The organism is Methanimicrococcus blatticola (assembly GCF_004363215.1).
GTDB classification, from domain to species: domain Archaea; phylum Halobacteriota; class Methanosarcinia; order Methanosarcinales; family Methanosarcinaceae; genus Methanimicrococcus; species Methanimicrococcus blatticola.
In genome coordinates this window covers 174381-200786 of the sequence record NZ_SNYS01000006.1, presented here as the reverse complement: position 1 = coordinate 200786, position 26406 = coordinate 174381, and the positions used below count along the sequence as shown (strand labels likewise).

Annotated in this window: 29 protein-coding genes; 10 read left to right on the top strand and 19 right to left on the bottom strand. The window is 43.9% G+C overall.

Going from position 1 to position 26406, the window contains the following annotated elements; all coding sequences use genetic code 11:
• Window positions 1-269: 269 nt before the first annotated feature.
• The 3 genes from C7391_RS08255 (at window position 270) to mmp10 (ending at window position 2156) form a co-directional block, all read left to right on the top strand.
• Entirely contained in the window at window positions 270-704 is a 435-nt protein-coding gene (locus C7391_RS08255; RefSeq protein ID WP_166627383.1) for an ADP-ribosyltransferase, read from the top strand.
• Window positions 682-837, top strand: a complete 156-nt coding sequence (locus C7391_RS08250; RefSeq protein ID WP_166627382.1) for a hypothetical protein — start codon at window positions 682-684, stop codon at window positions 835-837. The genes C7391_RS08255 and C7391_RS08250 overlap by 23 nt, the downstream gene beginning before the upstream one ends.
• A 74-nt stretch (window positions 838-911) precedes the next feature.
• Entirely contained in the window at window positions 912-2156 is a 1245-nt protein-coding gene (gene mmp10 / locus C7391_RS02960) for a methyl coenzyme M reductase-arginine methyltransferase Mmp10 (RefSeq protein ID WP_133517059.1), read from the top strand.
• Window positions 2157-2162: 6 nt separating this feature from the next.
• Here mmp10 and C7391_RS02955 read toward each other — a convergent pair whose 3' ends face one another.
• From C7391_RS02955 to mcrB, 7 genes are all read right to left on the bottom strand, one after another.
• Window positions 2163-2840, bottom strand: a complete 678-nt coding sequence (locus C7391_RS02955) for a hypothetical protein (RefSeq protein WP_133517058.1) — start codon at window positions 2838-2840, stop codon at window positions 2163-2165.
• 29 nt (window positions 2841-2869) lie between these two features.
• Window positions 2870-3463: a hypothetical protein gene (locus C7391_RS02950; RefSeq protein ID WP_133517057.1), complete on the bottom strand. Its 594-nt coding sequence runs from the start codon at window positions 3461-3463 to the stop codon at window positions 2870-2872.
• Window positions 3464-3691: 228 nt separating this feature from the next.
• Window positions 3692-5410, bottom strand: a complete 1719-nt coding sequence (mcrA, locus tag C7391_RS02945; protein ID WP_133517056.1) for a coenzyme-B sulfoethylthiotransferase subunit alpha — start codon at window positions 5408-5410, stop codon at window positions 3692-3694.
• Between the two features lie 12 nt (window positions 5411-5422).
• Window positions 5423-6184, bottom strand: a complete 762-nt coding sequence (mcrG, locus tag C7391_RS02940) for a coenzyme-B sulfoethylthiotransferase subunit gamma (protein WP_133517055.1) — start codon at window positions 6182-6184, stop codon at window positions 5423-5425.
• 12 nt (window positions 6185-6196) lie between these two features.
• Window positions 6197-6796, bottom strand: a complete 600-nt coding sequence (gene mcrC / locus C7391_RS02935) for a methyl-coenzyme M reductase I operon protein C (RefSeq protein WP_133517133.1) — start codon at window positions 6794-6796, stop codon at window positions 6197-6199.
• A 29-nt stretch (window positions 6797-6825) separates the two neighbouring features.
• Window positions 6826-7344, bottom strand: coding sequence for a methyl-coenzyme M reductase operon protein D (gene mcrD, locus C7391_RS02930; RefSeq protein ID WP_133517054.1), 519 nt, complete (start codon window positions 7342-7344; stop codon window positions 6826-6828).
• Between the two features lie 28 nt (window positions 7345-7372).
• Complete coding sequence (gene mcrB / locus C7391_RS02925; protein WP_133517053.1) at window positions 7373-8677, bottom strand: coenzyme-B sulfoethylthiotransferase subunit beta; 1305 nt, start codon at window positions 8675-8677, stop codon at window positions 7373-7375.
• A gap of 650 nt (window positions 8678-9327) precedes the next feature.
• On the opposite strand from mcrB, the gene aroA reads away from it, so the two are divergent.
• Entirely contained in the window at window positions 9328-10680 is a 1353-nt protein-coding gene (gene aroA, locus C7391_RS02920; RefSeq protein WP_133517052.1) for a 3-phosphoshikimate 1-carboxyvinyltransferase, read from the top strand.
• A gap of 24 nt (window positions 10681-10704) precedes the next feature.
• Here aroA and C7391_RS02915 read toward each other — a convergent pair whose 3' ends face one another.
• From C7391_RS02915 to gatC, 4 genes are all read right to left on the bottom strand, one after another.
• A complete protein-coding gene (locus C7391_RS02915; RefSeq protein WP_133517051.1) occupies window positions 10705-10962 on the bottom strand; it encodes a hypothetical protein in 258 nt (85 codons plus the stop codon).
• A 296-nt stretch (window positions 10963-11258) separates the two neighbouring features.
• Window positions 11259-12704 carry an Asp-tRNA(Asn)/Glu-tRNA(Gln) amidotransferase subunit GatB gene (gene gatB / locus C7391_RS02910; protein WP_133517050.1) on the bottom strand — a complete coding sequence of 482 codons (1446 nt, stop codon included), beginning with the start codon at window positions 12702-12704 and terminating at the stop codon, window positions 11259-11261.
• Window positions 12704-14059 carry an amidase family protein gene (locus tag C7391_RS02905; protein WP_133517049.1) on the bottom strand — a complete coding sequence of 452 codons (1356 nt, stop codon included), beginning with the start codon at window positions 14057-14059 and terminating at the stop codon, window positions 12704-12706. The genes gatB and C7391_RS02905 overlap by 1 nt, the downstream gene beginning before the upstream one ends.
• A gap of 41 nt (window positions 14060-14100) precedes the next feature.
• Window positions 14101-14382: an Asp-tRNA(Asn)/Glu-tRNA(Gln) amidotransferase subunit GatC gene (gene gatC, locus C7391_RS02900; protein WP_133517048.1), complete on the bottom strand. Its 282-nt coding sequence runs from the start codon at window positions 14380-14382 to the stop codon at window positions 14101-14103.
• Between the two features lie 357 nt (window positions 14383-14739).
• Between gatC and C7391_RS02895 the strand changes: the two genes are divergently transcribed.
• Window positions 14740-16164 carry a methanogenesis marker 14 protein gene (locus C7391_RS02895; RefSeq protein ID WP_133517047.1) on the top strand — a complete coding sequence of 475 codons (1425 nt, stop codon included), beginning with the start codon at window positions 14740-14742 and terminating at the stop codon, window positions 16162-16164.
• 10 nt (window positions 16165-16174) lie between these two features.
• Here C7391_RS02895 and C7391_RS02890 read toward each other — a convergent pair whose 3' ends face one another.
• On the bottom strand, window positions 16175-16489 hold the full coding sequence (locus C7391_RS02890) for a DUF2098 domain-containing protein (RefSeq protein WP_133517046.1): 315 nt from the start codon (window positions 16487-16489) through the stop codon (window positions 16175-16177).
• A gap of 277 nt (window positions 16490-16766) precedes the next feature.
• Here C7391_RS02890 and C7391_RS02885 point away from each other — a divergent pair, with 277 nt between their 5' ends.
• The gene (locus C7391_RS02885; protein ID WP_133517045.1) at window positions 16767-17528 is read left to right on the top strand and encodes an SDR family NAD(P)-dependent oxidoreductase; all 762 of its coding nucleotides are present in this window, start codon (window positions 16767-16769) and stop codon (window positions 17526-17528) included.
• A gap of 136 nt (window positions 17529-17664) precedes the next feature.
• Here the strand turns inward: C7391_RS02885 and mptA are convergent, their stop codons facing one another.
• The 4 genes from mptA to C7391_RS02865 all read right to left on the bottom strand — a co-directional run bounded on the left by mptA (window position 17665) and on the right by C7391_RS02865 (window position 20594).
• Window positions 17665-18618, bottom strand: coding sequence for a GTP cyclohydrolase MptA (gene mptA, locus C7391_RS02880; RefSeq protein WP_133517044.1), 954 nt, complete (start codon window positions 18616-18618; stop codon window positions 17665-17667).
• 104 nt (window positions 18619-18722) lie between these two features.
• Window positions 18723-19505, bottom strand: coding sequence for a pyrroline-5-carboxylate reductase (gene proC / locus C7391_RS02875; RefSeq protein WP_133517043.1), 783 nt, complete (start codon window positions 19503-19505; stop codon window positions 18723-18725).
• 38 nt (window positions 19506-19543) lie between these two features.
• Window positions 19544-19819, bottom strand: a complete 276-nt coding sequence (locus tag C7391_RS02870) for a hypothetical protein (protein WP_133517042.1) — start codon at window positions 19817-19819, stop codon at window positions 19544-19546.
• Window positions 19820-20303: 484 nt separating this feature from the next.
• Window positions 20304-20594: a non-histone chromosomal MC1 family protein gene (locus C7391_RS02865; protein ID WP_133517041.1), complete on the bottom strand. Its 291-nt coding sequence runs from the start codon at window positions 20592-20594 to the stop codon at window positions 20304-20306.
• Window positions 20595-21088: 494 nt separating this feature from the next.
• Here C7391_RS02865 and argB point away from each other — a divergent pair, with 494 nt between their 5' ends.
• Window positions 21089-21991: an acetylglutamate kinase gene (gene argB, locus C7391_RS02860; protein ID WP_133517040.1), complete on the top strand. Its 903-nt coding sequence runs from the start codon at window positions 21089-21091 to the stop codon at window positions 21989-21991.
• A gap of 58 nt (window positions 21992-22049) precedes the next feature.
• Here argB and C7391_RS02855 read toward each other — a convergent pair whose 3' ends face one another.
• The 3 genes from C7391_RS02855 to C7391_RS02845 form a co-directional block, all read right to left on the bottom strand.
• The gene (locus tag C7391_RS02855; protein ID WP_229386282.1) at window positions 22050-22313 is read right to left on the bottom strand and encodes a CGGC domain-containing protein; all 264 of its coding nucleotides are present in this window, start codon (window positions 22311-22313) and stop codon (window positions 22050-22052) included.
• A 114-nt stretch (window positions 22314-22427) separates the two neighbouring features.
• A complete protein-coding gene (locus C7391_RS02850; RefSeq protein WP_133517038.1) occupies window positions 22428-23564 on the bottom strand; it encodes an isocitrate/isopropylmalate dehydrogenase family protein in 1137 nt (378 codons plus the stop codon).
• A gap of 120 nt (window positions 23565-23684) precedes the next feature.
• Window positions 23685-24179 carry a 3-isopropylmalate dehydratase small subunit gene (locus C7391_RS02845; RefSeq protein ID WP_133517037.1) on the bottom strand — a complete coding sequence of 165 codons (495 nt, stop codon included), beginning with the start codon at window positions 24177-24179 and terminating at the stop codon, window positions 23685-23687.
• A gap of 170 nt (window positions 24180-24349) precedes the next feature.
• Here C7391_RS02845 and larE point away from each other — a divergent pair, with 170 nt between their 5' ends.
• From larE to C7391_RS02830, 3 genes are all read left to right on the top strand, one after another.
• A complete protein-coding gene (gene larE / locus C7391_RS02840) occupies window positions 24350-25213 on the top strand; it encodes an ATP-dependent sacrificial sulfur transferase LarE (RefSeq protein ID WP_133517036.1) in 864 nt (287 codons plus the stop codon).
• A gap of 21 nt (window positions 25214-25234) precedes the next feature.
• Complete coding sequence (locus C7391_RS02835; RefSeq protein ID WP_133517035.1) at window positions 25235-25729, top strand: GNAT family N-acetyltransferase; 495 nt, start codon at window positions 25235-25237, stop codon at window positions 25727-25729.
• A gap of 102 nt (window positions 25730-25831) precedes the next feature.
• Window positions 25832-26392 (top strand): DUF531 domain-containing protein, encoded by a 561-nt coding sequence (locus C7391_RS02830; RefSeq protein ID WP_133517034.1) that lies wholly within the window; start codon window positions 25832-25834, stop codon window positions 26390-26392.
• The last annotated feature ends 14 nt before the right edge of the window (window positions 26393-26406 follow it).

Genomic DNA, 26406 nt, shown 5'->3' with positions numbered 1-26406 from the left:
TAACCGAACCTGTCGAAAAAATAACAGATCAAGATCATTTTCCGAATTTTGTCGCCGAAGAGTCGGAACAATATCATGTTTTAATCCCGTACACCAATCGTTCGGATTTAACATCCGCGGAGAAAACAGCAATCGGCAATTATCAAGATCTTCATCCATGGAATACTCAAAAAGGTGATTGGAGTTTTGAAATTCCGGAGAATTGGAGAGAAAAGGCTTGTTGTTATGTCATAAATTCTTGCTGTCGATTTCCGGAATTTTATGACTCAATGTCAGAAGATGAAAAAAGATGGAACGATGAACATTTCGGTTTTCTTGACAGCGCGATTGAAAAAAGCCGATTGCCCGGAAAAAGAACGGCTTATCGGTGTGTAAAAAATGCAGACTGGCTCCCGGAAAATCATGAGATTGGAACGGAATATGTGGATCCGGCTTACGGTAGTTTTAGTTTAAGCTTAGAAAATGCACTTAGGTATTCGAATGAGAATAATATAATTATTTTTCAGCTGCCGATAACAGAAGAAATGAAAGCCTTATATATTGATGAAGAAGAATATGAAACATTAAGACCTAGAAATTGTCAATATCGAATTCGAAATATTTACAAAATAAAAATTATGATATCCGGCAAATTAAAAATTGCAACTATATACAGAATTGAAGAAATGGAGGGGAAAATAGATGCGAGAAGAAACGATGAGTGAAATACTTGTACCAACCGGAAGAATTGTAAAAGTAACACCGGAAGAATGGAAAAGAATCAAAGAGAATGATGCATTTGCCGAACAAGATTTAAAAGAAAAACTTGAACGGGCAGCAAAAGGGTTGCCTTACTGATTTAATTCCATTTATTTTTTAGAAACAGACTTCATTTCAACAATTTATTAATACAAAACCCCCTTTTTTCAATCATGGAAATCTTGGTTGATGTCGGCGGAAATCCCGGAACGGACTGCCGTGGATTCTGCAAATATTGTTATTTTAAAAAAGTCGGCACAACAGAGCCGCTCGGCTGCAAATATTGCCCGCCTTTTATGAAAGGGTGTGATTATTGTACCCGAAGCGTTCGCGAATCCCATCATGGATTTAAGCCGATGAAACAGGTTTTGGATGAAACCGCTTCCAAGATTTACGGCTCAAAGGAGTCTGACATTACAGGATTCGTCATTACGGGCGGCGGGGATGTCAGCTGCTATCCTGAATTTTTACCGCTTCTGTCTTTTCTTTCCGACTTCGGGCTTCCCGTAAAAATCGGATATACCAGCGGCAAAGGGTTTGACGGATCGGAAGCCGCCTTTTTAAAAGATGCCGGCATTAAGGAAGTCAACTTTACGCTTTTTGCGTCTGATCCGGCGCTTCGAAAAGAATACATGCATGATCCGACACCCGAAATGTCGCTTAAAGTGTTTGAAGAGCTTTGCGGGTTTTGCGATGTTTACGCGGCAATCGTTCTCGTCCCCGGCGCAAACGACGGTGTTGTTTTGGATGAAACGCTTTTCTGGCTTGAAAAAGTCGGCGCGAGAGGAGCACTCCTTATGCGTTTTGCCAACAAAACGGAAAACGGCTTGATTCTCGGAAATGAGCCCGTGATTCCGGGCGTCGTTTCGCATACGATTGAAGAATTCGCAGAAATTGTCAGGACCGCTGCGAAAAATCACCCGAATTTGAGAATTTCGGGAACGCCGCTTGAAGATCCACTATTGGATTCCCCGTTTGCGATAAGAAATGTTCCCGAGGCTTTGGCAAAATTGCCGAAGATCAATATGGAAGCAACGATTATCACAAGCAAAGCTGCCGCCCCGCGCCTTACAGAAATTTTTGAAAAACTCGGCGGAACGGTCAATATTGTTGCTGCCGAAAAAGATATCGGATGTTTAATCACCGCCGACGATCTTCGAAAATTAGATCAAAGCGACTTGAAAGAAACGATTTTTATCCCGGGGCGATGCTTCGTTCATGAAAGAGACATCAAAGAAATTTTAATTCCCGAGAAATCGAAGCGGATTGTTCGCCGCGGCCCCGATACGCTTTCCGTTGACGGGGAGATGTCGGCAAGCATGACAAAAGAAGAATTATTGGATTTTGAAATTGCGGCGTTTACCGAATTGATTGAACTGATTAACGCGCTCGGATTGCCGCCTGAAAAAAAGGAATGAGAGGGATTAATCAATATACAACCCGGTCCATTCACCCTCTGCAAGACGGTTGTTAAACAAAATATTCTCTTTTTCCACATCATCCGGAACATTACTTAAATGAAGGACATTTGTTTCGGAATCAATCGTTACTTCGCCGTAATAATCGTTTACAAAAACGCCGTCTTCGGTTTCGATAAATACCGTCGGCGGAGCAATGTGATTCCAATGGAAAGTCGTTCCGTTCATATCAACATTTTCTGTTAAAAACATCAAAACCGAATCACCGATTTCAAACTCAGGAACCGTTGAAACATGATAGGTATAACCGTCAACAGTGCCGCCCGGCGTTCGAACGCAAAGCGTCTCAGCACTCCCTTTTAAGATTTCAAACTCATTGAAAGAATAATAAGTGTAAATTCCGGCATCACAGAGCGCATATCTCGGCGGTTTTTGACCGTCTTCCGTTCCCCAAAGAGCATATTTATCGGAAACGGTCCCGACGACAATCAAATCAGAACCGGAAACAAGTTCGTCGTAATCAGGATAATACCAACTGATTGCAACCCAACCGACACTCCCGTTGACCGGAAAATGCGTTTTTTGCTGCTCCATGCTGGTGCCGACAGCGGCAATTGCAACGAGAATCAGCGCCGCCGAAAAGAGAAGCACTGCAATCTTCATTCCTTTTGAATCTTCGATCATGATTATCCCAAAGAGAACATGTTATTTGATTATGCCGTTTCCGAATCGGCGATATCTTGCTTCAACTGTTCAATTGAAATTTCGCCGTAACACGGATTTGTGAATTTCCCGTCTGTTGTTTCAGTAAATGCGCCCGGCCAGTTGATGTGATACCACAAAATGCGGTTACCGTCAGCATCTTTATTATTCGTCACGAACAGAAGCACTTTGTCACCGACTTCAAATGAAGAAGTCTGCGTCGCTTTTTGCGTGTAACCGTCAACAGTTCCTCCGCGAACGCGTCCGATGATTGTTGTCGTGTTGCCTTTCAAAATTTCGTCGGGCTTGAAAGTGTATTCGGTATAAATGCTGCTGTAAATTGTCACAGGCGATGGCTTTTCACCGTCGTCTGTTCCCCAGATTCCGGTTTTATTCGTCACGGTCGCAACGACAATCAAATCGGAATCGGAAACAAGAGCATTATAATCGGGAATATACCAATTGATCATCATCTCGCCTAAATCTTTACCTTCAGGCAAACGGTTTTGGCTTTGAGAATAAGCATAGCCGACAACCGAAGCGATCAAAAGAAGAGAGATTGCGAGTAAAACGAAGCCGAGTTTTTTGGATGATTTCATTGCCATAATTATCTATTGTTACATGAACGCGTCTTTATAAATGATTTACTTTGACTGCAAATGAAGCAAGAGTTATGAAATCAGAACCGGCAAAAATAAAAACAAAAACCAAAAATTAAATTTTTCAAATAATCGAAAAATCATTTTAAAAAAAGAAAAGATTTGCCGGACAAAAGTCCGACAAAAAGATGTCAGGCAGAAGCCTGACAAATATTAATTTTTACTGTTTCAGAATTATTTGGCCGGAATGACCAATGTTCTTTCACCGGCAGGCTCGAATTCTCTGAGTGCGCCGCGACCGAATTCGTATCTCGGTCTGGTGAAGTCGAACGGAAGGAGGTCGTCTGCGAAACAGACTTTGACCAACGGGTTGACGGTGTAGGCATCGCCTCTTGTGGAGTGTGCTGCCATTGTGATACCGGCATAGCCGCCCTGGTGACCGACGTTCATAGCGTAGTTGGGGTAGTTGGGACCGCGGAGTTCTGCGGGGGCACCTTCGTCGCCCTGGTATGAACAAACATTAGAGGCACCGCACTGGTCCTGCAAGTCGTAGCCGTAGAAGCCGAGACGGCCCCATGCTTCCTTGTGGAGGTACATGGAGAGGTACCAGCCGGAGAGACCTGCGTTACCGTTTCCTGTTGCGATAGAAACACCACAGCCGGCTGCGGCTGCGAGTGATGTTGCTCTCTGGGAACCGCCGAAGTGGTCTTCAAGGGCAGACGGGTATCTCTCGTATTCTTCGATACCGAAGAGTGTGGATTCGGTTGCGATGTCTTTGATGATATCGTTTGTTGCTTTGACTTTGTTGTTGGTTCCGGTCTTGGCAGCGTTGTTGTACTTCTTGTTGATGTAGTCAATGTTGTAGTACAAGTTGTTGTCCAAGATATCGTCGGTGTAACCTGCGGTTGCGTACTGTGTGAAACCGACACCACCGGACATGTAGGAACCGAGCCAGATCTGGTCGTACATGACACAGCCTGCGCCGACAACTTCGAGTGCGACCTTTGCGGGGTCGTCGACGTTGACACGGCTGGACTGGACAATGTCACAAAGGTGACCGAAGGAAACGCCTCCGGGTTCGTTGGGTGCTCTGACACGTCTTGCGGGGAGCATTTCACCCATGTTGATGGAACCTGCGTGCTTTGCAGCGTAGGACAAGTCAGCGACAGCTGCTTCACCGGCGCACATGTTGTATGCGGAGATGAAGGACATACCGATCTGCATTGCAGACCATCTGCTGGTCTGACCGCCGTCAGTAGATCTGATGACGATTGTCGGGATGTGGAGAGCCTGCCAGGATGTGTTTCCGATGGCTGCTTTTAACTGTTCTGCCTGTTCTGCGGGGAACATCTTGTTGATGTCGATTAAGAACTGCTTGTCGATTTCGTCAGCGAGGTCATCGTTACCGGTGAACATCTTGACGTAACAGTCGTCAACCAAGCCGGGGTGACATTCGACCATCATTTCCTGAACGACAGCACCGCCCGGAAGGGAGTGGTTGAGGTTTTCAAGGTAGTTGTTGATGGTTTCGGGTGTCACTTCTTTACCCAATCTCTTCTCAAGTGTGTCGTGAGCCATGTCGAGACCGACGATGTTGGTTCTCTTAATGTCGTCAACCATCTGCTGCATAGCGGCGTTGTTGACATAGTGTAAGTCATCCGGGTCACAAACGAGGTCTGTGCCTGAAATTCTGTACGGTGTGATGGCTCTCTGACCGAGAGGGGCACCGGTGTGCATCATGGGGTTGTAGCCTGCAAGTCCTCTTTTCTTTGCGATTTCCTTACCGGCTTTAATCATTTCTCTCTTTCTGGGGCTCTGTTCCGGACCAAGTCTGTAGAATTTTTCAGTCTTGGATGTAATGTCGGTACCGCCCTGTCTGTTGTCACCATAGTCCTCAGCGAATTTGATTTCCATGGATCTCTTAAATCTTGCAAAAATATCTTCTTGTGCCATTTTTGTCACTCCTTACTGTGCTTTCTCCACACCGGGTCTGAAGCCGTACTGAGTTCTCTGGAGGTAAACTCTCTGGACCCATTCAACTGCTTCTGCATCGGATCTGAATGAAACGTTGTCCACACGGTAGATGGTGGTTCTCTTGGCTAATTCGTCTTCGGACATGGGTTTGCCGAGGTTGACTTTTCTGTCGAGCGGAATTGCGACCTGGTCTTTGTCCATGATGATGACATCGCCTTCGAGTCTTGCTCTGTCAAGCATGTCGAACATCACGCCGTCTTCCTGGAGACGGACAGAGTGACCGTGAACAGTTGCGCCGCGGAGGCTTGAGCGTGCCGGGCAGGTCATTTCGGTTTCGATCTGATCTTTTGCGACAACTTCCATGTCTCTCTCACGGGCTTCGACGATCTGGCGACCGGAAAGTGTACCGGGGTCGACACCTCTGAAGTTGATGGCTGCGTAGTAGGATCTGACGTACGGAACGGACGGTGCGTTGTACATAGAGTCAACGAACTGAACGTATCTGACACGGTCGCCTGCTTTTGCGCCGGGTGTGGGTTCGACCAATTCTCTGATCGGGCACGGCGGTTCTTCCATTTCCGCTAACGGCGGGTGGGTGCTGGGGTAGTCCTGACCGGGGGCGCGGTGGCCGAGGATTGCGGTCAAGTCTTCGTCGGAAATTTCTCTCAATTTTTCCAAGTCGTGACCCATGTGTTTTCTTCTGTTGGCTGCAACAGAGGTTGTACCGGGATAATATTGTGCTTTGTATGCCATATTCTTAACTCCTTATTGGATTTGGCCTAATGTTTCCTTTACTTTAACGATAATCTCACTGAGCTTTTCACGTGATGCTGCGTCACCGCGGGTAACGCCGTTCACGATATTCATGATAACGCCGTCAGAAAGCTGATCTTTCTCTTTGGGTTTGACGTAACGTGTTTTAATGCCTACTTTTGCAAAATCTTCAAAATCGACAAGCGCTTGTGTAATAATAACTGCAGGAATACGTACGCCGCTGAAAATGTCTCTGGCTTTTCTCACAAAGTGGTTTCTCACATTACCGAAGTGAATGATTGCCATTTTGTGCATGTTGATTTGGTCAATTTCTTTCGGGTCAATGCCGAAAGAGCCCATTGTTCCCGACTCGGGGTAGCCGGTTCCGGCGTAAAGAACCAAAACGCCTGTTTGAATATTTTCTCTGCGAATTGCGTATGTAATTTCACAAATCGGTTTTGTCACGTGTCTTCTGCCCGAACCCATCGCAACGACAACCACGTCAAGCTTTCCGGCTTGAGAAAGCGTACCGGCTCTTGCGAGACTTCCGCCTTTTCCGTGGCTGATGCCGAGGCGGCAGTCAACGACTTGGGTGTTTCGGTCAAAATTCATCATGAGGATTACCTTTTTGATTTACAGTTTTATTCAGCGTCTTTTTCTTCTTTTTCAATGAAGACAATTTGATCGAGTTTTCCTTTCGGATCGGTCATGCCGAGCAGTCTTTCATCGGGTTCGGGACCCATTTTAGCGTAGTCAACGACGGTTGAATATTTCTTGAAAAAGACACCTTTGTAGAATTCAAAGGGGAAACTGAAAGTTTCATCGCAGATTTTCTTAATTTCATCAGCCGTGCGGTCACTGTCAACTTCAATCAGAAGACGGCTTAAGGTGACACGCATATTGACTTGCTGACCTTCCACTTCGATTGATTTCTTAAGCGGATGATCGACTTTCTCGCCGGTTCCCGGACCGTAGCCGACTTTGTCGGGCAGGCGGGATCCTTGGACCATAACTCTGATAATGCCGTCGCAATCGTAGATTCTTCCGAGAAGAATTTCCGATGTATCAGGACTTAAGATTCTTTGCGGAACAATTTCAATTTGAACTGTTTCGCTTGCTGCAGGTTCACAGTTACATCCTGATTCAGTGGGACATGTCATAGTTTCATCAGACCTTCATCTTTGGTATTTAGAGGGCTCCTGCAACGGCTTTAATCGGTTCTCTGAACTCGTCCATTGTACCGAACACATCACCGATCAATTGGGATGTAGATTCGATTGTGAACATCTGAGTTCCTGCGTCAAGACTGCATGCTGCTGCGACACAGGGGATTGCAAATCCTCTGGAGTGTCTTGTAACAACGTGGTTACCGTTGAAGATACCCGGTCCGCCGCCACCATAGATTGAGTGACTGAAGAAGGAGAAACCAACGGATGCGCCCTGGAGCTTACCGTAGTCACAGCCCGGAAGGCCTGTTTCTTTTTCGAGGATGTCGTTGAAGTAGAGCATTGTTGCTGCGACGTCCTGTGCTGCGCGTGATGCACCGCAGTTGACCATTGAAGCTGCAAGTGTACCTGCTGCTGCATATGCGTTCCACATTGCGACATCGTCTGCTTTGTAGAACTTGTAGCCGGATGCGCCTGTTTTGTCAACGTGGATGACCTTGTTTTCGATAGCTCTGTCGACCATGGATTCGATAACAGTTCCGACAGTTCCGTCTTTACCGTTTTCTTTGACCATGTCATAGACCATGTTGTTTGCGTTTAAGCCCTGGTATGCAAGGCCGAGGAGCTGGTGTCTTTCGAAGTCACCGATTGCGCCGCCCATTTCAAAGATACCGGATTGTTCATAGATTGAAGACAAAGCGGCTGCGTTCATGGCATTTCTTCTGGTAATGGCTGCAACGTGGTTGGATGTGATGTTTCTGAGTGAATAGCCGAGACCCTCATTGTTTTGGGGGATGTCGAGAATTCCTTTGATCGGGCTGCCGGCCATACCGACTGTGACCGGGTAGCTGCCCCAGCAGGCTGCTTTAACGATCATGGAGTCGTACATGTCGGTGTTGTAGGCATCAAGAATTGCTTGTGTCACGGCTGCTGCACTGACTGTCATAGAGGCAGTGGATTCGGCACCGGAATACAATCTTGAAGTCGGGATCTGAATCAAAACTTGTTTACCGCCGGCCAAGGGCTTAACGACAGTGTCGTCGCCTTCATCGACTTGAACCAATTTTTGGATTGCGTCGACGAGCGCGCCTGAGTTTTCAACCAAGTTGTACTCAAGTTTGCGGCCGAGAATTTGCTTTGCGGCGCCGCCCATCTTACCGGTTGAGAGTGATTTCTCGATACCGGCGAGGTTAACGGCAACTGAACGTTTGGTGTCCATGATAATTTTCTGGATCGCCTTGTTTTTGACCGGAGCAAGGTCTCTGATGTTGACGTTGCTCTCTAAGAGTTGTCCTCTATCGCTGTAGATATCTACTGTGTCAGACACGGATATATCCTCCTTATTATTTAAAACGAAATTGGGCATGATAAAAAGTACGAACCGATGTGAGCGTGTCCGGTAAAATAGATCTATTACGGATTACTCAATTTATCATTCCAATCAACTATCAAATTCGTAAATTTCGTACTTAAAGGTTTTGAGCTTGCAAAATACAACGGGTTTACAATAAAATACACCGGAATAAGTTAATGATTAATTTTTAGCAATTGTTGTGATTTTGAAACGAAATCGTGTTATTCTATCCAGTTTTGAAAAAAATATAAAAAAATGCCCTCAAAAGGAAAATGACAAATAAAAATTATATCAAAAGGTTTTTAATGAATGTTCATGTATCTACGACTAATACATAAATCTCTTTTAATATATTTAAAAACGCAAATAATTTTGACTTTTATCGTTTTTCAAAATCCCTAATATCCTGATTAATCATGGCAGTTGACTCCGAGAGATGAAAAAGAAGAGGAGTTATGATTTTGAATTGTATTATTTTTGAATTGTATCATTTTTGAATTGTATTATTTTTGAATTTGTATCATTTTTGGATTCAGATTATTAATACTAAGTAAATGCTAAGTAAATACTAAGAGATTGATTGAAACGAATCCTTATTAATTAATAAAAAGATATGACGAGTCATGATTGTTTCCGTCAAAAAATCAACGCCGAAAGGAACAATACCGGCACCGGCCTCAAAAAGCTACACGCATCGCGCTGTTTTTATTGCTTCATTGGGGAAAAAGGAAGTCGAGCTTTCTCATCCGCTGCTTTCGGCGGATACAAAATCAACAATGGAAGCGTGCCGACTGTTCGGCGCAAATGTTGAAGAGAGAACGGATTCAACAAATGAAACTAAAATAATAATCAGAGGCTTTGACGGAAAGCCGAAAACGCCTGAAAAGCCGATTGATGTCGGCAATTCGGGAACAACTTTGCGTTTGATGACGGCGCTTGCAGGCGTTGCCGACGGCTCTGTGACGCTGACAGGCGATGAATCAATTCAAAAAAGACCGAATACGCCGCTTTTAAAAACATTGAACGAAATGGGCGCAGAGGCTTATTCTGAAAATAACAACGATTGTGCGCCGTTGATTGTTAGAGGAAAAATCAAACAGGGCAATTTTTCAATTGACGGCGGCATGAGTTCACAATTTATTTCTGCGCTTCTCTTATCCTGCCCGCTTTTAGGAGGCGATTCTATCATTTCAATTGACGGCGATTTGAAATCAAAACCGTATGTTGACATTACACTCGAAGTCGCCGAAAAGGCCGGCATTGAAATTAAAGAACATTTTAAATGGAAAATGACTGAAAAAGACGGCACAAAATCAGAAGTGCTTGTATATTCCATTCCCGGAAAACAAACATACGACCTCGGCAACTACATAATTCCGGGCGACTTCTCATCGGCGTCTTATTTATTAACAGCCGGCGCACTCATTCCCGGAGCGGAAGTCGAAATGTCGGGACTCTTCCCGTCAGCGCAGGGCGACAGCGCAATTGTTGAAATATTGGAAAAAGCCGGCGCCGATATTTCATGGGATAAAGAAAACGGAATAATCCGCGTGTCAAACAAAAACAGCAAAAGATTGAAAGGAATTGTTTGGGATGCCGGAGAAACGCCGGATTTGGTCCCGACACTTTCTGTTCTCGGCGCGTTCTCAGACGGCGAAACAAGAATTACAAATGCCGAACATGTTCGTTTTAAAGAAACCGACCGCCTGAAAGCGATGGCAACAGAACTGACAAAACTCGGCGCAGTGATTGAAGAAACTGCCGACGGTTTGATTATTTCGGGCGAAAAGAGCAAAAACGAAATGAAAGGAACGGCCGTTCACGGTTGGAATGACCATCGAATTGTGATGTCCTTATTTATTGCCGGAATGATGATCGGTGACGTGACGATTGACACCGCCGAATCCGTTAAAATTTCATATCCCGACTTTTTTGAAGAAATGAAAAAAATCGGCGCGATTTTTGAAAAATGTTGAAAAAAGAAACTGAAAATGAATAAATCAGTGTTTCTTGACTAAGAAATCATCGTCTCTGTTGTAATCATGCCAGATGTAATAAACGTAAACAGCGACAGCGATCAAGAAAATCAATAAAATCCAATACATTTGAGGATGGGAATCAGCAAAATCTGAAATATCGTCAGCAAAAGAAGATAAAATCGAAGAGTCAGAATCATCTTCAGCGCCGAGAGCTGTTCCGCTCAAAGCGATAAAAGAAAGATAAATCATTGAGATTAAAAAAATGTTTTTTAGATTCATAGGATTCAAAACGAAATTTGCTGTGAACAGTATTAAACTTTACTGACAAAATAAATTACAAAGATAATGTAATAGTGAATGAAAATATCGAAATGAATGAAAAAGATTGAAAAACGAATGAAAAGGGAATGGAAACTTGAAGAATTAATAAAAAAGAATAGAACCAATTGAAAAATGAAGAATAACTGAAAAAAAGGGAATGATTGAAAAAAAGAATGAAAAAAGAAAGAATAAAAAGAAATCGGATAAATCCGACTTCAATTTACATTTTTTAAAATTTGTATATTTTTAAAGTTTTACATTTTTTCAAGTTCTTTGAGAACCATTTCACGGGCCAATCTTGCGTCAGCTTTTCCTTTGGCTTTCTGCATGACTTTTCCGACGATAAAGTTCAGCGCTTTTTCAGTTCCGGCTTTGTAGTCGGCAACCGCGTCAGGGCTTTCGGCAATCGCTTCTTTGGCGGCTGTCGCAATGAAATCATCGGCAACCATTGCCAATCCTTTTGCTTTCACAATGTCGGCCGGTTTGCCGCCGTCATCCAAAAGTGTACGAATCACAGTGACACCGCTTTCTTCACTGATTTCTTTCTTTGTTACCATTTCAATAACAGTCACAATATCGTCGCCCTTGATTGCCGTAATCGGTAAATCACGGTAGTTGAGTTCACCCTTAACAACATCGGCAACCCAAGAAGCCGCCGATTTCTGGTCAACCTTAGCGGCAACACTTTCAAAAAGATCTGCGAAAGCGCGCTCGGTCACCAAACTCTTGGCGTGAGCATCGGAAATGCCGTATTGAGAAACAAAACGTTCGCGTTTGGCATCGGGTAATTCCGGCATCTGAGCGCGAATGCCTTCAACACGGTCACCGACAATCATCGGCACCAAATCAAAGTCAGGGAAATAGCGGTAATCATCAGCCGTTTCTTTCACACGAAGACTGATGGTGACGTTTCTGTCTTCATCATAGTGACGTGTTTCCTGAACCAACTGCTTGTTTTTACGAAGATAGTCCTTCTGACGCATGATTTCATAATTGATGGCTTTCTCAACGGCTTTGTGAGAAGAAATATTTTTCACTTCAACACGTGTTCCTTCGATGCGTTTGCCGTTGAAAACGTTGACTGAAATGTTGGCGTCAGCCTTCATTGCGCCCTCGCGGGTGCCGTCAAAGACATCCAAATATTCCAAAATACTTCTGAGTTTATCCAAGAACCGGCGGGCTTCTTTCGCGGATCTCATATCCGGCGCCGTCACAATTTCAACAAGCGGCATACCGGACCTGTTAAAGTCAATGATACTGCCGGTTGATTTCTCAATCGTTCCAAAGTGTGCCATTTTACCGGGGTCATCTTCCATGTGCGCGCGCGTGATACGGACTTTTAATTCGCCGTCTTCACCTTCAATCACGACAGACCCGTTTTTGACAATCGGCCGGTCAAACTGAGTCACTTGATACCCGTTTCCGAGATCAGGATAGAAATAACTCTTCATGAAAAAGTCGGTTTCGTTTTCAATTTCGGCATTGAGCGCCAAACCGATTCGAATGGCGTAATCAACGGATTTTTCGTTGAGAACAGGCGTTGTTCCGGGAAGCGCCAAACAGCCCGCGCAAAGGCAAGTGTTGGCTTCACTGTCCGTGTAATCGGATGTGCAGCTGCAGAACATTTTGGTGTTCGCCTTGTTGAGCTGAACGTGAACTTCAAGACCAATCATCACGCCGTCAGGGTTTTCGTAAACCATTATTTCGCCTCCGGAGATTTAACATCCGCTGCCTTTTCAAACGCCTCAGCCGCTGCAATCACATCTGCGTCTTTTAAGTAGCCGCCGATAATCTGAAGCCCGGCCGGCAGTTTGCCGACAAAGCCGCAGGGAACAGTCGCTGCCGGAAGACCGGCTAAGTCAACGCCTGCAATCGCTGTCGAGTAGGAACTGAATTCCTGATCGCACCCGGCACCGCACGCGCCGCCGAGTTCGGGCGCAACATCTTTTGCGGTCGGGGAAATCAAAAGATCGTATTCTTTGAAAACGGATTCGAATTCCTCGATGATGAGCGTTCGGGTTTGCATGGATTTCATATAATAATCATTGTATTGCCCGGCCATTAAAAGGTGAATGCCGAGCATGATTCTGCGCTCAACGACAGGGCCGAAAAGCGCTCTTGTTTTGGCAATCATTTCGTGCCAGTTGTCAGCTTCCGCGCGCGGACCGAATCGGGTACCGTCGTACTTGGCAAGCATCGCGGAACTCTCGCCCGCTGCAATAATATCGTGAACAGGCTGCATATATTTTGCCGTATTCATGGAAAACTTTTTGCAGGTTGCGCCGAGTTTTTCAAAAGTTGCAACCGCTTCGTCAAATGTTTTCATGACATCGGCGCTGACGCCTTCTAAAAATTCCTCGGGAATTCCGATTTTGCATCCGGAAAGCGGTTTGCCGCCGGAATAAACCATTTTATCGGGCAAAGAAGTTGTGTCGCGGTTATCGTTTCCGGAAAGAACATCCATGACAGTAACGACATCAGAAACGGTTGTCGCGGTCACGCCGATTTGGTCAAGCGATCCCGTGTAATAGATGAGACCGAATCTGGAAACTGCGCCGTAACTGGGCTTAAACGCCGCCGTTCCGCAAAAAGAAGCAGAAACGCGGAGAAGACCGCCGACATCGGAGCAGACCGCTGCCGGAACAATGCCTGCCGCAACTGCTGCCGCGGATCCGCTCGGACCGCCTTTTCGCGTGTTGTCAAGCGGATTTTTGACGGGACCTTTGGTGCTTACCGCGCCGAGGATTCCGAATTCAACCATATTGGTTTTGCCGACAATAACGGCGCCGGCATTTGTTAAATCGTCAACGGCTTTCCCGGAAAACGGCGGAACGTATCCTTTTAAGATTTTTGAACCGCATGTTGTTTCAACATCTTTTGTTGAAATGTTGTCTGAAACGGCGATCGGAATGCCGGAAAGCGGACCTGAGCCGGCTGCTTTAGCATCGCCGCAAGCGGCAATAAAAATGCCTGAATCATCTTTTTTAATTTTTTCAAGGCTTTCGGCCACAGCTTTGTCGCCGGCTGCCTTAAATGATGCAATATCTTTTGTCATATTTTCCCTCAATAATGAATTTATAGTTCACAGCCGATGCATTACAAGATTTTGGGAATCTTGAAGGATGTTTCATAGACGTCCGGCGCATTTTTGAGAGCGTCTTCAACTTTCATGGAGGGAACCACGACATCTTTACGAAGAACCGTATTCAAGCGGGACGGGTTGACGGTCTTTTTGACGCCGTCAGTCGGTGCGTCCGCAATCACGGTGTAATAATCTAATTTTTGATTGATTTTGTCTTGGAATTCGGGAATGTCTTTGTCTTCGACAGCAATTCGAGCGACCCAAGCAAGTTCTTTCGTTTCATCTTTTTGAATCATTCATAGACCCCACATGCGATTTTTAAAGGTTCACACGGGTTGATAACGTGTTTTTTACGATATTTAAATTTGTATCAGTTATTGAATAAAAGATTATCTACATGCATAAATTTTTGTCACGATTATTAATAAAACAAATAAGCCGGAAACGGGCGAAAATTTTACAAATTTTGTTCGGAAACGATGATTTGTAATTAATTAACATGCATATTATAATTTGCAGTTATTTTTCGATTTATTTAATTTGTCTGATTTATTCAAAATGGCAATTTAATTTTTGATTCATTTTGTATTCAAACAGAATATATTATAAGGCATAAAGATTTTTTCTGACACAAAGTAAAAAATAAGATATTTATGTCCGTTGACCATGAATTTGCAGGCAGCCGTTTTTTAGGCAAAAACTTCAACTTGAACAAGCTGAAGATTACCGATTCTTCGTTTGTAGTTGCGTCTGTCGAAGCCGGAAATACAACAACAAAATGCATTTTAACGGCAACGGATTTAACAACCGGAAAAACGGATATTATCGGGAAATGTGTTCGTTTGACGCGCGACATTCAAAAACCCGCTGACCGTTCAGAAGTTTTCGGAAAAACCGTCAGCGGAACAGAACTGACAAAAGAAACATTGTCGGAATTGGTTCGCGACACGATTCACCAAGCTCTTTTTGAAAAGAATTTAACGCCGGATGACATTCATTTTGTTGTCCGCTCAACCGGCGTGACCGCCGAAACAGGCGAACAGTTGGAAATGATTATTCTCGCGCTGGCCGAAGGATGCCTTCTTGCCGGTTTTTCCCCGCGGAAAATGACAGGATATTTGAGTCTTGAAAATATGCCTGACAAATTAAAACCTTATTCATATCTTGATCGCGTTTATTTTGACGGCGCCGTTGCCGGCGTTCGCCCGCCCGCAGGATTCGGTGAAGGTATCGTTTCAAACGAAATGGAAGGAGAACTTGCACTGGCCGGACTCAAAGAAGCCGGAAAACACACCGGCGCAGACCTCAGAAATCCGTGTGTCGCGATTGACATGGGAACAACGCTCTCGGGCAGAATTGCTGATGGCAGCAGCCCGTACGCAAAAACAATCGCTAATTTTTGCGGCTATGCCGGCGCGGTCGCCGATGCGTTTCTTCAAAACATCGCGCCTGAAAAAAGCGCGTATGAATGGATTCAATCGGAAAATGCGGCGGGACCGCCGGAAAACACGTTTTCGGTTGTGGAAAAAGCCGCTGCTGAAAGCATGAAATATATTCATGTGATAAAAATTCCCGAAACTCGAAAACAGTTCGGCCCATTCACTGTTAACGTCGCCGCCTCAAAAAATGCAGGTACTCTTCTTTTCGGCTGCGATGTCGGGGAAAACGGATCAGATTTAAAGAAATTGGCTGAAATCGGGGAAAATGTTTACAAAACCACAGGAACGGAAGCCGTTTCTGCTTTAATTGATGACGTTATGTCTGAAATAACGGTTCAGCTGATTGATTGCATTCGAAAGGAAGGGCTTTTGACAGATGAAACTTTAATCGGAATCACCGGCCGTGCCGGCATAACGGGATTGAAAAAAGAAAAAATAATTCAGAAACTGAAATCAAGAGGAATTCTTGAAAATCCCGATAAGAAATTAATTTTTGCCGAAGACGGACTTGCGCGCGGCGCGGCGGTTATGGCGCGCTGTATGAATTCATTGGGATGTCCGAACAATCCGATCGGCGGGCGACGCGGCGGAAAATGCATTATGCAGGAACGTCGTGAGCTTCAAAATATGCGCCGCTGAAATGAAAAAATTAACCTGCGCCGCCAGGAGCGTCACGGCTTTCAACGTTTTGAAGAGATTCAATGGCTTCTTCGCGAATGCGGATTTTCTCTTCAATGTCGGCTTCCAAATCTTTGCGTTTGGCTTCTGTTTTAACGACTTCGTCGGTGAATTCTAAAAGTTCGATTTTGTAATAAAGCTCGGTGGAATCTAAGAAAGCCCAAATGCCTTCGTCATCTTCCATGATTTCGGTAATCTCACCGATGGTTCCCGTATTAATGTATTTGACATAATCGCCGACTTTCATTTCGCGGCCGCGAATGTCAAAAACTTTGAGCTCTGCCATGTTTTATTGGAATGTGCCCAAGGATTAAAAAGATTCTGTCAAAATAAAAGATTTAAAAAATAAAAATATCAAAATCGGAACCTTAATGAGCACCGCGTATAAAAACAGAATGAGCCGCCTTCGAGATAAATTTAAAATGTGCAGCACTTTTTTGATAATAGGATACTTTGCTTCGTTTCCGGTCCGGTCAAAATAAAAAATGAATATGCGTTCCTGAGACGAGAAAAGTGGAGATCCGCACAAATCTATGTTTCTGAGTACGTTTAGGAGGAAAAGAATGAGAAAATTGGAAGGAAAAGTTGCGATTATTACCGGCGGCGGGAAAGGAATCGGTTATGGGTTGGCAACCGCTTTTGCGCGGGAAGGAGCAAATCTTGTTTTGACAGGCCGCCAGGAATCAGCACTGATTGAAGCAAAAGAAAAACTGGAAAAGGAATTCGGAGTTGCCGTACTTCCGGTACAGGCAGACGGCGAAAAAGAAGAAGATGTGAAAAATGTTATTCAAAAGACAGCTGAAAAATTCGGAAGAATTGACACTTTGATTAATAATGCCCAAGCTTCAAAATCGGGATTGACCCTTATTGAACATACAAAAGAAGATTTTGATTTAGCCATTTATTCGGGCCTTTATGCTGCTTTTTATTATATGAGAGAGTGCTACCCGTATTTGAAAGAAACAAAAGGATCGGTGATTAATTTTGCCACCGGCGCTGGGTTGTTTGGAAAACCCGGGCAATCTTCATATGCGGCGGCAAAAGAAGGGATTCGAGGCCTTTCCAGAGTTGCGGCAACGGAATGGGGTCCGGATAACATTCGCGTAAATGTTGTCTGCCCGCTTGCTATGACACCGGGACTTGAGAAATGGAAATCCGAATATCCGGAATTATTTGAAAAAACAATTCAAGGCATTCCGCTCGGAAGATTCGCGGAACCGGCAACAGACATCGGCCCTGTTTGTGTATTTTTAGCGTCTGATGATGCGCATTATTTAACAGGGGAAACAATTACATTGCAAGGCGGAAGCGGACTTCGCCCGTAATAGCAGAGAAGAATTTTAAAGAAAAATTTGAAAAAATTAAATAAAGATTTTAAAAAACGTACGGCCTCCTTCAATTGTTAAAAGAAGGAGGCTTTTAAAAAACAAATACGAATGCGTCGGAAATATTGGAAATATTTCAGCCGTTTTGAATTTCCGAGCGGATGTCACCGATTCTGGCAACGCGTTCGGCAAAAGCATTGTGTTTGTGAATGCTTTCTTCATTGATTTGCTTGATTGTGATAATCGCATCATCGGGAAGCTGCGGGAATGTGTCGACGACTTTTTTGGCCATCGTTCGGACACAGTCTTCAACGAATTTCGGATTTTTATGTGCTTGCTCGACAACCATTTTTTCATCGGCGCGTTTGAGAACTTCATAAACGTTGGAGCTCATGGACGCTTCAATGATTTCAATGATGTTTTCGAGGCGAACGCCGGTCGTATCCAATGTTTGGATGGAAATGATGCCGCGGCCGCGCTGATTGTGGCTTGCCATCGGAATCGCGTCAAAGAATTGGGCGATTTTATCATCTGCCATGCCGAGTTCTTTGAGTTTGTTTTCGGCTTCTTCCTGCATCATGGATTGCGCGCAGGGGCATGCCGTCATTCCCATGACTTCGGCGCCGATGAGTTTTTTGATTTGAACAGCACTTGTGCCTTCGGTTCTTTCGGCAACGGCATCGGCGAAAATATCGACGAACTGTTGACAGTCAACGCCTGTTGCCGGAGATTTGCGGCGGATCATGTATTCGCTTTTCATGCGAACTTCTGCGCGGGATGCGTATTCATGACGCCCGATGAGATTTTCGGCGATGTCGCCGCACAAATTTTCAATTTCGTAAACGGGTGATAGGGAAATGTTGGTTAAAACTTCTTCAATCGCTTCAAAATTTCGGGAAAGGTTGGCACCTTTTCTGTCAGACGGAAGGTCGACAAAAATATCAAAAGACGACATTAAAATAATCGGTCTTTTGTTTTCCCTTTTGATTTCAATCAGTTTTTTGACATCGGTCACACCGACGCGTGTCAGATTAATCGGAACGCTCGGGCGATTGGCCTGGACATCCGGAAGAATCGGGCATTGTGTCATTTTTGAATTACCTCATAATGTTTTTTGAATAATAATATCGCTAACAAATCCTTGTTGATATAAAAATGATATGTCCGTGTTGAGTCTGTGTTGATAATTGAAGATTATTTCTTCACGGACGCGTCAAGCGCGCGGATAATTGCGGCGCGGAATCCGTCATTTTCAAGCGAGACAACGCCTTGAATTGTCAGACCGCCCGGTGAACAGACAGCATCTTTCATTTCGCCGGGATGCTGACCGGTTTCAAGCTGTGTCTTTCCGGTGCCGATAAGCACTTGACTGGCCAGCTTGTAAGCGGCATCTCGCGGCAGACCGTGTTTAACGCCGCCGTCTGCAATTGCTTCAATGACTATGCCGAGAAACGCGGGCGTACAGGCGCTGACCGTTCCACCGATGCTCATCAGATTGCCAGGCAGAACTTGAACGAGACCGATGGTCGAAAATAACTTTTCAACCGTTTCAAATTCATCTGCCGTTAAAGAATGTTTTTGCTCAAAAAGAGAAATCCCTTCGCCGATCTGAACCGGCGTGCTCGGCATGATAAAAAGATGACGTGTGCTTGCGTCAAGAAGGGAGTCGTATTTGTCATAATCCCAGCCGGCAGCAACCGATAACAACACTTTGTTTTTGAGCAATTCCTTAACAGGCGTAATGACTTCTTCAATTTGATCCGGTTTAACGGCAATGAGAATGATATCGGAATCCTGAATCATTTTATCAAGAACAGCGTAAGAAATAATTCCGGTTTCGCCGGCAAACTCTTTTAATTTTTCCTGTGACGGCGCATAAGCGAGAATATTTTCGGGAGGAACGGCATCTTTTAAAATAAAACCCCTGACAATGGCTTTTGCCATATTTCCCATCCCGATGAATCCGATTTTTGTCATATTTTAACCTTCTATATTCTATTCATTTCTATAATGAGTCAATAAAACACGATACAAATGAATGCTGCGCTGAATCGAATAAAGTTTTTGGAGAATTTACAAATATAAAATACCGGATCTCGGACTTGATATTTTTTGAAAACGGCGGGGTTCGCGCAGGCGGCGGCGCGGGCGACTGTGAAAAGAGAGCAGCGCAGACGAGCGACAATAACGGAGAGCTTGAACAACAAAGCGGAGAGCTTGAACGGCAGGTACTCATGCCCCGTTCGCGCAAGCGAACGGATGTGATAAGAAAGAGCAGATGCACGCAGCAAAGAAGATGTCGACGGATAAATTTGATTTGAAAAACGGTTTTTTGATTTTGCTGTATCGGCTGGGTACGAATCCGCAAATTTCCGACTCCTCGCTTCGTTTTACTCAGCTCGGAATCGAAAATTAGCGGGTGGTTGTTTGGTGTTTGAATCTGTTATTTCAAACCATACATCCGTTTTCATAATTTAAAAAAAACGAACGCCGAAATAAACCTATAATAAAATCACCTTTTGATTTTTGGGTTTTATCGGGCGTTCGGGTTTATTGAATTTGAAGAAAAAGCGATGTATCGATTAAATCCGGAAAAATTCAGAAATCGGAATAAATCAAAGAAAAATATCAAAGAAAATTAAAGAATAAAATAAAGAATAAAATTAAAAATTAAATAAAATTTAAAGGAAGTGTGAAAAGAGAAAAAAGATTAACGTGAGGCGTTAAAAAACTTACGACAAAGCAGAAACTGCTTTGCCGTTAGATAAAAATAACTTAGATTTCGTCAATCTTTTCGATCTTGACTTTCTCAACAAAGGGTTTGTTGATTTTCGGGGGCATCCATGCCGGTCTGTTCTTGGGCGCGTCAACGATTTCTTTCCATGCTTTGAAGACGTGGACTTTCTTGGTTCCTCTTTCTCTGAGCATGATTGTTTCGGGCTTTTTCTTTGTGCCTGCACCGCGGTTTGCGACCTTCAAGGCTGCCTGTCTGGGCTGTTTGCCGGTAAAGACACCGGATTCGTTACCATTTTTGTCTCTTAAAACAAAGTTTCTTGTTTCTGCCATCTTAATCACCTTTGCAATACTATACGATATTGCTAAGAACCAATTAGAGAAGCTCATATAAATACTTTATTGAAAAATTGATTCTATGTATACTGTTTTGACGAAAATTTTTCAAGCATTTCGAAGCCAAGATAATTTTATACATAAGTACCGAATAATTTTGAAATTTTCGATTTAAGCGAGTTCTTCCGACATTGTTTTTCGAAAAACAGAAAGGCTGAGAGTAGATATTGATTTCGTAATCTAGCAAAGTAAAGCAAAAAAAAAGTTTTGAAAAACGCATAGCACAGAAGCAGCACTGAAAAGAACGACCTTAAAAGAGCCACTTCGTGAATTGTCGATAATTTTGAGCATAAATTTCAGGAAGAACAAAATGTTTAAAATGTCAAATACATTAGGCTCATTAAACAATAATTATGAATTGACAATAAATTCACAGTTTTTTAAAGAATATATGAAAAACTCAAAAATAAAAAAATCGGCAGGAAGCAAATATGACACTTAAATTGGAAGATGTTTTGATTGAATCATTGCCCTACATCCGCGATTTTTCAGGATCGACAATGGTGATTAAAGTCGGCGGCAACGCGATGCTGAATCCTGAAAAAGACACAGCCGTCATGGAAAAAATCATCCAAGATATTGTTTTGCTTCATTATGTCGGCATTAACCCGATTATCATTCACGGCGGCGGTCCCGAAATCAATGAGAAAATGGAAAAGATGGGCAAGCAGCCGAAATTTATAGGCGGTCTACGTGTCACCGATGACGATACGCTTGAAATCGCGATGATGGTTTTGGTCGGAAATATTAACACAAAAATGGTTTCACTGATCAATAAACACGGCGCCAAAGGCGTCGGTATCAATGGCGTGGATTCAAATTTAATTGTCGCCGCCAAAAAGAAAAATCAAAAAATCATCATCGACGGCAACGAAGAAGACGTGGATATCGGCTGGGTCGGCGAAACCGAAATCATCAATCCGGGGCTTCTTCGAATCATGATTGAAAACAATTACATCCCGGTCATTTCCCCGATTGCGATTGATAAAAAAGGCCAGATGCTTAACATTAACGCCGACACCGTTGCAGGTGACATCGCCGCGGCCATGGGCGCGAAAAAACTCATTATGATGACCGACATTTCCGGCGTCCTCCGTGACGTGAAAGACAAAGAAAGTCGGATTTCAAAAATCAAACTTTCCGAAATTGACGGACTCATAGAAGAGGAAATCATTTCAGGTGGCATGATCCCGAAAATCAAAGGTGCCGAAGTCGCCGTCAAAAGCGGCGTTGAAAGCGTCCATATCATCAACGGCAGCACACCGCATTCGCTTTTGCTTGAGCTTTTCACAGATACCGGCATCGGCACAATGATTTATGATGAAGAAGAATGAAGTTCTTCTTCTGCATTAATTTTTTAATTTTTAAAAAATGAACTGGTTTTAATCTTTTTTAATGCGTATATTCAAGGATTCGAATATTATCGCCGACGACTGTTTGAACCGCATTCTGCATTTTTTTTGCGAACGGACATGGGAAACCGATAGGAGTCCCTTTAGAAATACACGAAGCGAAAGCAATTGTATCCGCGCCGCGCCGAACCATTTCCTGAGCTCGGAACACAGCTTTTTTACCGGGACACCCGCCGCATGAATTCACGCCGACAATTTCAATTTCTTCTTCGATGCCTTCAAAAGCACCCCTTTTCTCGCGCATAAATTTAAAATCGGTCGTTGCCGGACATGTATCTTCTGTTTGTTGACATCGGATTTAATCCTACTTTCATTTGTTACACCTCAAAAAATAAAAGAAAAAATAAAAAGTAAAAACTCAGTTTTTGCCGAGTTCTTTCACCAATCTCGCAACTTCTGTTCCGACTTCAGAACACTTGGCACTGCCGCCCATGTCAACGGTGTTGACTTTCTTGTCAAGAATCGTCTTTTCAATTGCTTTGACGATTGTGTCGGCGGCTTCTTTTTCACCGAGCGTTTCAATCAAAAGCGCGCCGGCCCAGATGGTTGCGAGCGGATTCGCGCGGTCCATGCCTTTGTATTTTGGGGCGGAGCCGTGAATCGGTTCAAACATGCTTGTTCCTTTCGGATTGATGTTGCCGCCGGGCGCGAGGCCGAGGCCGCCCTGAATCATCGCGCCGAGATCGGTAATAATATCGCCGAACATATTGGGTGTCACGACGACGTCAAAGAATTCAGGGTTTTTAACAAACCACATGGTAACGGCGTCAACATAATTGAAATCGGTTTGAACCGTCGGATATCCTTTGCCGACTTCTTCAAAAGTTTCGCGCCAAAAGCCGTAAATGTCGGACAAAACGTTTGCCTTGTCAACGGAAGACAAATGGTTGTTGCGTTTGGCGGCCAAATCGTAAGAATATTCCATCACGCGCTTGGTGCCTTCTTTTGAAATCATGCCGATTTGGTAAGCGATTTCTTCGCTGTCGGTTTCAATGTCCAAATTGAATTTCGCGCTGTAAAGATCTCTCTCAACTTCAAGAAGATCCTGTTTTTTTCCTTTTGATGCGCGGCCGCCGATGCCGATGTAAAAGTCTTCCGTGTTCTCGCGAACGACAACGAAATCAATGTCTTTGGCGGTTTTGTCTTTGAGCGGTGTTTCAACGCCGTCCAAAAGCTTAATCGGGCGGAGATTGATGTATTCGTCAAACGCGAAACGAAGTTTCAAAAGAATTCCTTTTTCCAGAATTCCCGGTGTCAATCTCGGGTCGCCGAGCGCGCCGAGGTAGATGGCTTTGTAGCCGGAAAGCTCTTTGATTGTTTCATCGGAAACCAATTCGCCGGTTTCCAAATAGTGGTCGGCGCCGTGCGGGAAATCAATCCAGTCGACATCAAAGCCGAACACTTCTCCGGCTGCGTCAAGCACTTTTTGTCCTTCCCTGATGATTTCAGGCCCGATTCCGTCACCGCCGATTGTCGGCACTTTATATTGAGTCATTTTTGATGCTCCTGAGTTTTATTTTAAATTTTTTTAAAGAATAATCAATAAAAATGAAAAGAATAAAGAAATTTGAAATGGAATTCAAATGAATTCCGAAATCCGAAACGCTCACGCAAATTACAGATTCTTTTGCGTGTGCTTAATTAACCCGCCGTCGTCTACAATCTGTAATAAAAAGTCGGGGAACGGCACGGTTTTGTATTCTTCGTTTTTGGTAATATTTTTGACAATTCCTGCGCCGAGGTCGACTTCTAAAATGTCGCCGTCGCTAATACGGTCCGTTTCCGCGCACTCAACGAGCGGTAAACCGACATTAATGGAATTGCGGTAAAAAATGCGTGCGAATGATTTCGCAATGACACAACTGACTTGTGAGCCGATGAGGGCGAGCGGTGCGTGTTCGCGTGAGGAACCGCATCCGAAATTGCTGCCGCCGACGACGATGTCGCCCGGCTGAACCTGCTTCACAAAGTCAGGGCGAACGCCGCAGAATGTGTACTGCGACAATTCCTCCGGTGTGTTAAAAATTAGGTAAGTGCCCGGAATAACGGCATCGGTGTCAACGTCGTCACCGAATTTGAAGGCCTTTCCCTTATAAGTTTTATTTTCCATGGTAATCACTTTGGTGAATTCCTTTATAAATAGCATTGATTGGAAAAACCAGAATGTTTATTAACTTTCCGCCGAACGCGCCGAATAATGAAAATAAAAATCAATAAATATAATTGAATGTCATGCATACCATTAAAAAATAAAACGGAATTATCAGACCAGGGAATAAAATGACAAAAACCGGCAAAAATGAAGCTCTTTCTGCTTATTTTGAGAATCAGAAAAGCGTCTTAATCGCCTTCTCGGGTGGCGTGGACAGTGCGCTTCTCGCTTCGTTTGCCGCTGCTGCCGGCATCAATGCGCTTGCCGTCACCGTGAAAACAGAACTCGTATCGGATCGGGAAATCCAAAACGCGCTCGAAACGGCAAATGAAATCGGGATTCTGCATATTTTCATTGAAAAGAAAATGTTGGAAATTCCGGAAATCAAAAACAATCAAAAAGACCGCTGTTACGCTTGTAAAAAAGAAATGTTTGAAACGCTTTTGAAATACGCCGAAGACAACGGATTTGAAACCGTCATTGAAGGAACGAATTATTCCGATAAGCTGATGAACGATTCCAATGAAATTCCGCGCCCCGGATATTCGGCACTTTTGGAATTAAAAGAAAAACGGGGCGCAAAATTGCCGAAAATAGAAACCCCGCTTGCCGATTTAAAAATAACGAAAGAGGAAATCAGAGAAATAGCGCGGCGCAAAAATCTCGCTGTCGCCGACAAGCCTTCAATGTCCTGCCTTGCGACACGTTTTTCATATGATTTCCCGTTGACTTCTGAAATTTTGAAAACAATCGACGCCGCCGAAAAAATGATTGAAAATCTCGGCGCGCGTCAAATTCGAATCCGCTGCCATACGGATGACACCGGTCGAAATATCGCGCGCGTTGAAGTCGGGAAAGGAGAAGGGAGGATTTTCTTCGATGAAAAAAATCAAAAGGGAATTGAAGAATTCATTCTGTTTTTGAAACAAAACGGTTTTTCTTACATGACGATCGACTTGGAAGGATTCAGAAGCGGCAGCATGGATATTTAAAGAGAATGGTGAGACGGAAAAATGACGGAAACGGAAAATAAAAAAGATGTCATCATACGCCCCGCCGAAAAAAAAGATGAAATGGCGATTGAAATCATTTTATCCACTTATTTTTTAGACCGCGATGACATTCCGCATAATGATTTTTATGTTGCCGAAACAAACGGAAAAATAATCGGTTGCGCCGTTTTTGAAAAATTAAAATCAATCAAAACAGGCATTTCTTTTTATGAAATTCACACCATCGCAGTGATGCCTTCCTTTAAAGGAAAAGGATACGGGAAACTTCTTTTAAATCGGCTGATTGAAGAAATTGAAAAAGACAGAGCCGCATCGCCGGAAATGACTTCGGACACGATTTACACGCGCACAACCGCGCCTCATTTTTTTGAACACCTCGGTTTTGAAAAGCAGGCCGAATGTGTAAAAAAAGAATTGTGGGAGGAATGTATCTCTTGTGAGAGCCATGACAACTGCAATCAAACGGTTTTAGCAAAACGGCTTGAATCGAAATGAAAATTAAATCCGGCGTTCGATCAAAAAGTATGGTCAAAAAGTATAAACGAAAAGCCGTTTTCTGAACAATAAAACCAATAAAACAACTTAAGAGGGAAAATTATGCTGACAATGGGTATCGTCAATATGTATGACAAAATTAAAATCGTGGACGCGCATTACAGGGCAATTGCCCGCGCCGCGCCGATTTGTTACGCTTACGGTTTTTCTCTCGCACTTTTTGATTTTCCGTTTAAAATGGACAAAGACGAACTCGTTGAATTCGTAATGGATAAAACCACAATCGGTGAATCCGGCAAATATTTGGATTTGCTCAATAAAGAACATCATTTGTTTGTATCAGACCTCCCGCCGAAAGGGTTTCCCGCGCATTTCGGATCCGTTGTCACAACCACATCTAAACCGTATCCTCAAAAAGTGCTGACGCCGCTTGATGTCGCCGCCGGAAATATGCGCAAAAAATCGTATATGTTTTTGGTCGGCCTCGGCCGCAAAGGTTTGCCGAAAGACCTTTTCGAACGCGCGGAATATCATTTGGACATTACAACCAAAGGTATTTCTTTGGAAACATGCACGGCAATCGGTGCGATTCCGACACAGATTAACGCACTGACTTTCGCGCTTGAGCAGAGACAGAAAAACGCGGGAAATGAAAAATACTAAAAACTGAAAGCCGG

What these genes read in the sequence shown, in the direction of transcription:
- mcrA (WP_133517056.1), bottom strand. Translation starts at nt 5,410, where the DNA reads ATGGCACAAGAAGATATTTTTGCAAGATTTAAGAGATCCATGGAAATC.
- C7391_RS02865 (WP_133517041.1), bottom strand. Translation starts at nt 20,594, where the DNA reads ATGGCAGAAACAAGAAACTTTGTTTTAAGAGACAAAAATGGTAACGAA.
- mcrC (WP_133517133.1), bottom strand. Translation starts at nt 6,796, where the DNA reads ATGAATTTTGACCGAAACACCCAAGTCGTTGACTGCCGCCTCGGCATC.
- mcrD (WP_133517054.1), bottom strand. Translation starts at nt 7,344, where the DNA reads ATGACATGTCCCACTGAATCAGGATGTAACTGTGAACCTGCAGCAAGC.
- C7391_RS02950 (WP_133517057.1), bottom strand. Translation starts at nt 3,463, where the DNA reads ATGGCAATGAAATCATCCAAAAAACTCGGCTTCGTTTTACTCGCAATC.
- gatC (WP_133517048.1), bottom strand. Translation starts at nt 14,382, where the DNA reads ATGATTCAAAAAGATGAAACGAAAGAACTTGCTTGGGTCGCTCGAATT.
- larE (WP_133517036.1), top strand. Translation starts at nt 24,350, where the DNA reads ATGACAAAAACCGGCAAAAATGAAGCTCTTTCTGCTTATTTTGAGAAT.
- mcrG (WP_133517055.1), bottom strand. Translation starts at nt 6,184, where the DNA reads ATGGCATACAAAGCACAATATTATCCCGGTACAACCTCTGTTGCAGCC.
- C7391_RS08255 (WP_166627383.1), top strand. Translation starts at nt 270, where the DNA reads ATGTCAGAAGATGAAAAAAGATGGAACGATGAACATTTCGGTTTTCTT.
- aroA (WP_133517052.1), top strand. Translation starts at nt 9,328, where the DNA reads ATGATTGTTTCCGTCAAAAAATCAACGCCGAAAGGAACAATACCGGCA.
- gatB (WP_133517050.1), bottom strand. Translation starts at nt 12,704, where the DNA reads ATGGTTTACGAAAACCCTGACGGCGTGATGATTGGTCTTGAAGTTCAC.
- argB (WP_133517040.1), top strand. Translation starts at nt 21,089, where the DNA reads ATGACACTTAAATTGGAAGATGTTTTGATTGAATCATTGCCCTACATC.
- C7391_RS02855 (WP_229386282.1), bottom strand. Translation starts at nt 22,313, where the DNA reads ATGCGCGAGAAAAGGGGTGCTTTTGAAGGCATCGAAGAAGAAATTGAA.
- C7391_RS08250 (WP_166627382.1), top strand. Translation starts at nt 682, where the DNA reads ATGCGAGAAGAAACGATGAGTGAAATACTTGTACCAACCGGAAGAATT.
- mptA (WP_133517044.1), bottom strand. Translation starts at nt 18,618, where the DNA reads ATGACACAATGCCCGATTCTTCCGGATGTCCAGGCCAATCGCCCGAGC.
- proC (WP_133517043.1), bottom strand. Translation starts at nt 19,505, where the DNA reads ATGACAAAAATCGGATTCATCGGGATGGGAAATATGGCAAAAGCCATT.
- C7391_RS02955 (WP_133517058.1), bottom strand. Translation starts at nt 2,840, where the DNA reads ATGATCGAAGATTCAAAAGGAATGAAGATTGCAGTGCTTCTCTTTTCG.
- C7391_RS02915 (WP_133517051.1), bottom strand. Translation starts at nt 10,962, where the DNA reads ATGAATCTAAAAAACATTTTTTTAATCTCAATGATTTATCTTTCTTTT.
- C7391_RS02895 (WP_133517047.1), top strand. Translation starts at nt 14,740, where the DNA reads ATGTCCGTTGACCATGAATTTGCAGGCAGCCGTTTTTTAGGCAAAAAC.
- C7391_RS02890 (WP_133517046.1), bottom strand. Translation starts at nt 16,489, where the DNA reads ATGGCAGAGCTCAAAGTTTTTGACATTCGCGGCCGCGAAATGAAAGTC.
- C7391_RS02885 (WP_133517045.1), top strand. Translation starts at nt 16,767, where the DNA reads ATGAGAAAATTGGAAGGAAAAGTTGCGATTATTACCGGCGGCGGGAAA.
- C7391_RS02835 (WP_133517035.1), top strand. Translation starts at nt 25,235, where the DNA reads ATGACGGAAACGGAAAATAAAAAAGATGTCATCATACGCCCCGCCGAA.
- C7391_RS02830 (WP_133517034.1), top strand. Translation starts at nt 25,832, where the DNA reads ATGCTGACAATGGGTATCGTCAATATGTATGACAAAATTAAAATCGTG.
- C7391_RS02845 (WP_133517037.1), bottom strand. Translation starts at nt 24,179, where the DNA reads ATGGAAAATAAAACTTATAAGGGAAAGGCCTTCAAATTCGGTGACGAC.
- mmp10 (WP_133517059.1), top strand. Translation starts at nt 912, where the DNA reads ATGGAAATCTTGGTTGATGTCGGCGGAAATCCCGGAACGGACTGCCGT.
- C7391_RS02905 (WP_133517049.1), bottom strand. Translation starts at nt 14,059, where the DNA reads ATGACAAAAGATATTGCATCATTTAAGGCAGCCGGCGACAAAGCTGTG.
- C7391_RS02850 (WP_133517038.1), bottom strand. Translation starts at nt 23,564, where the DNA reads ATGACTCAATATAAAGTGCCGACAATCGGCGGTGACGGAATCGGGCCT.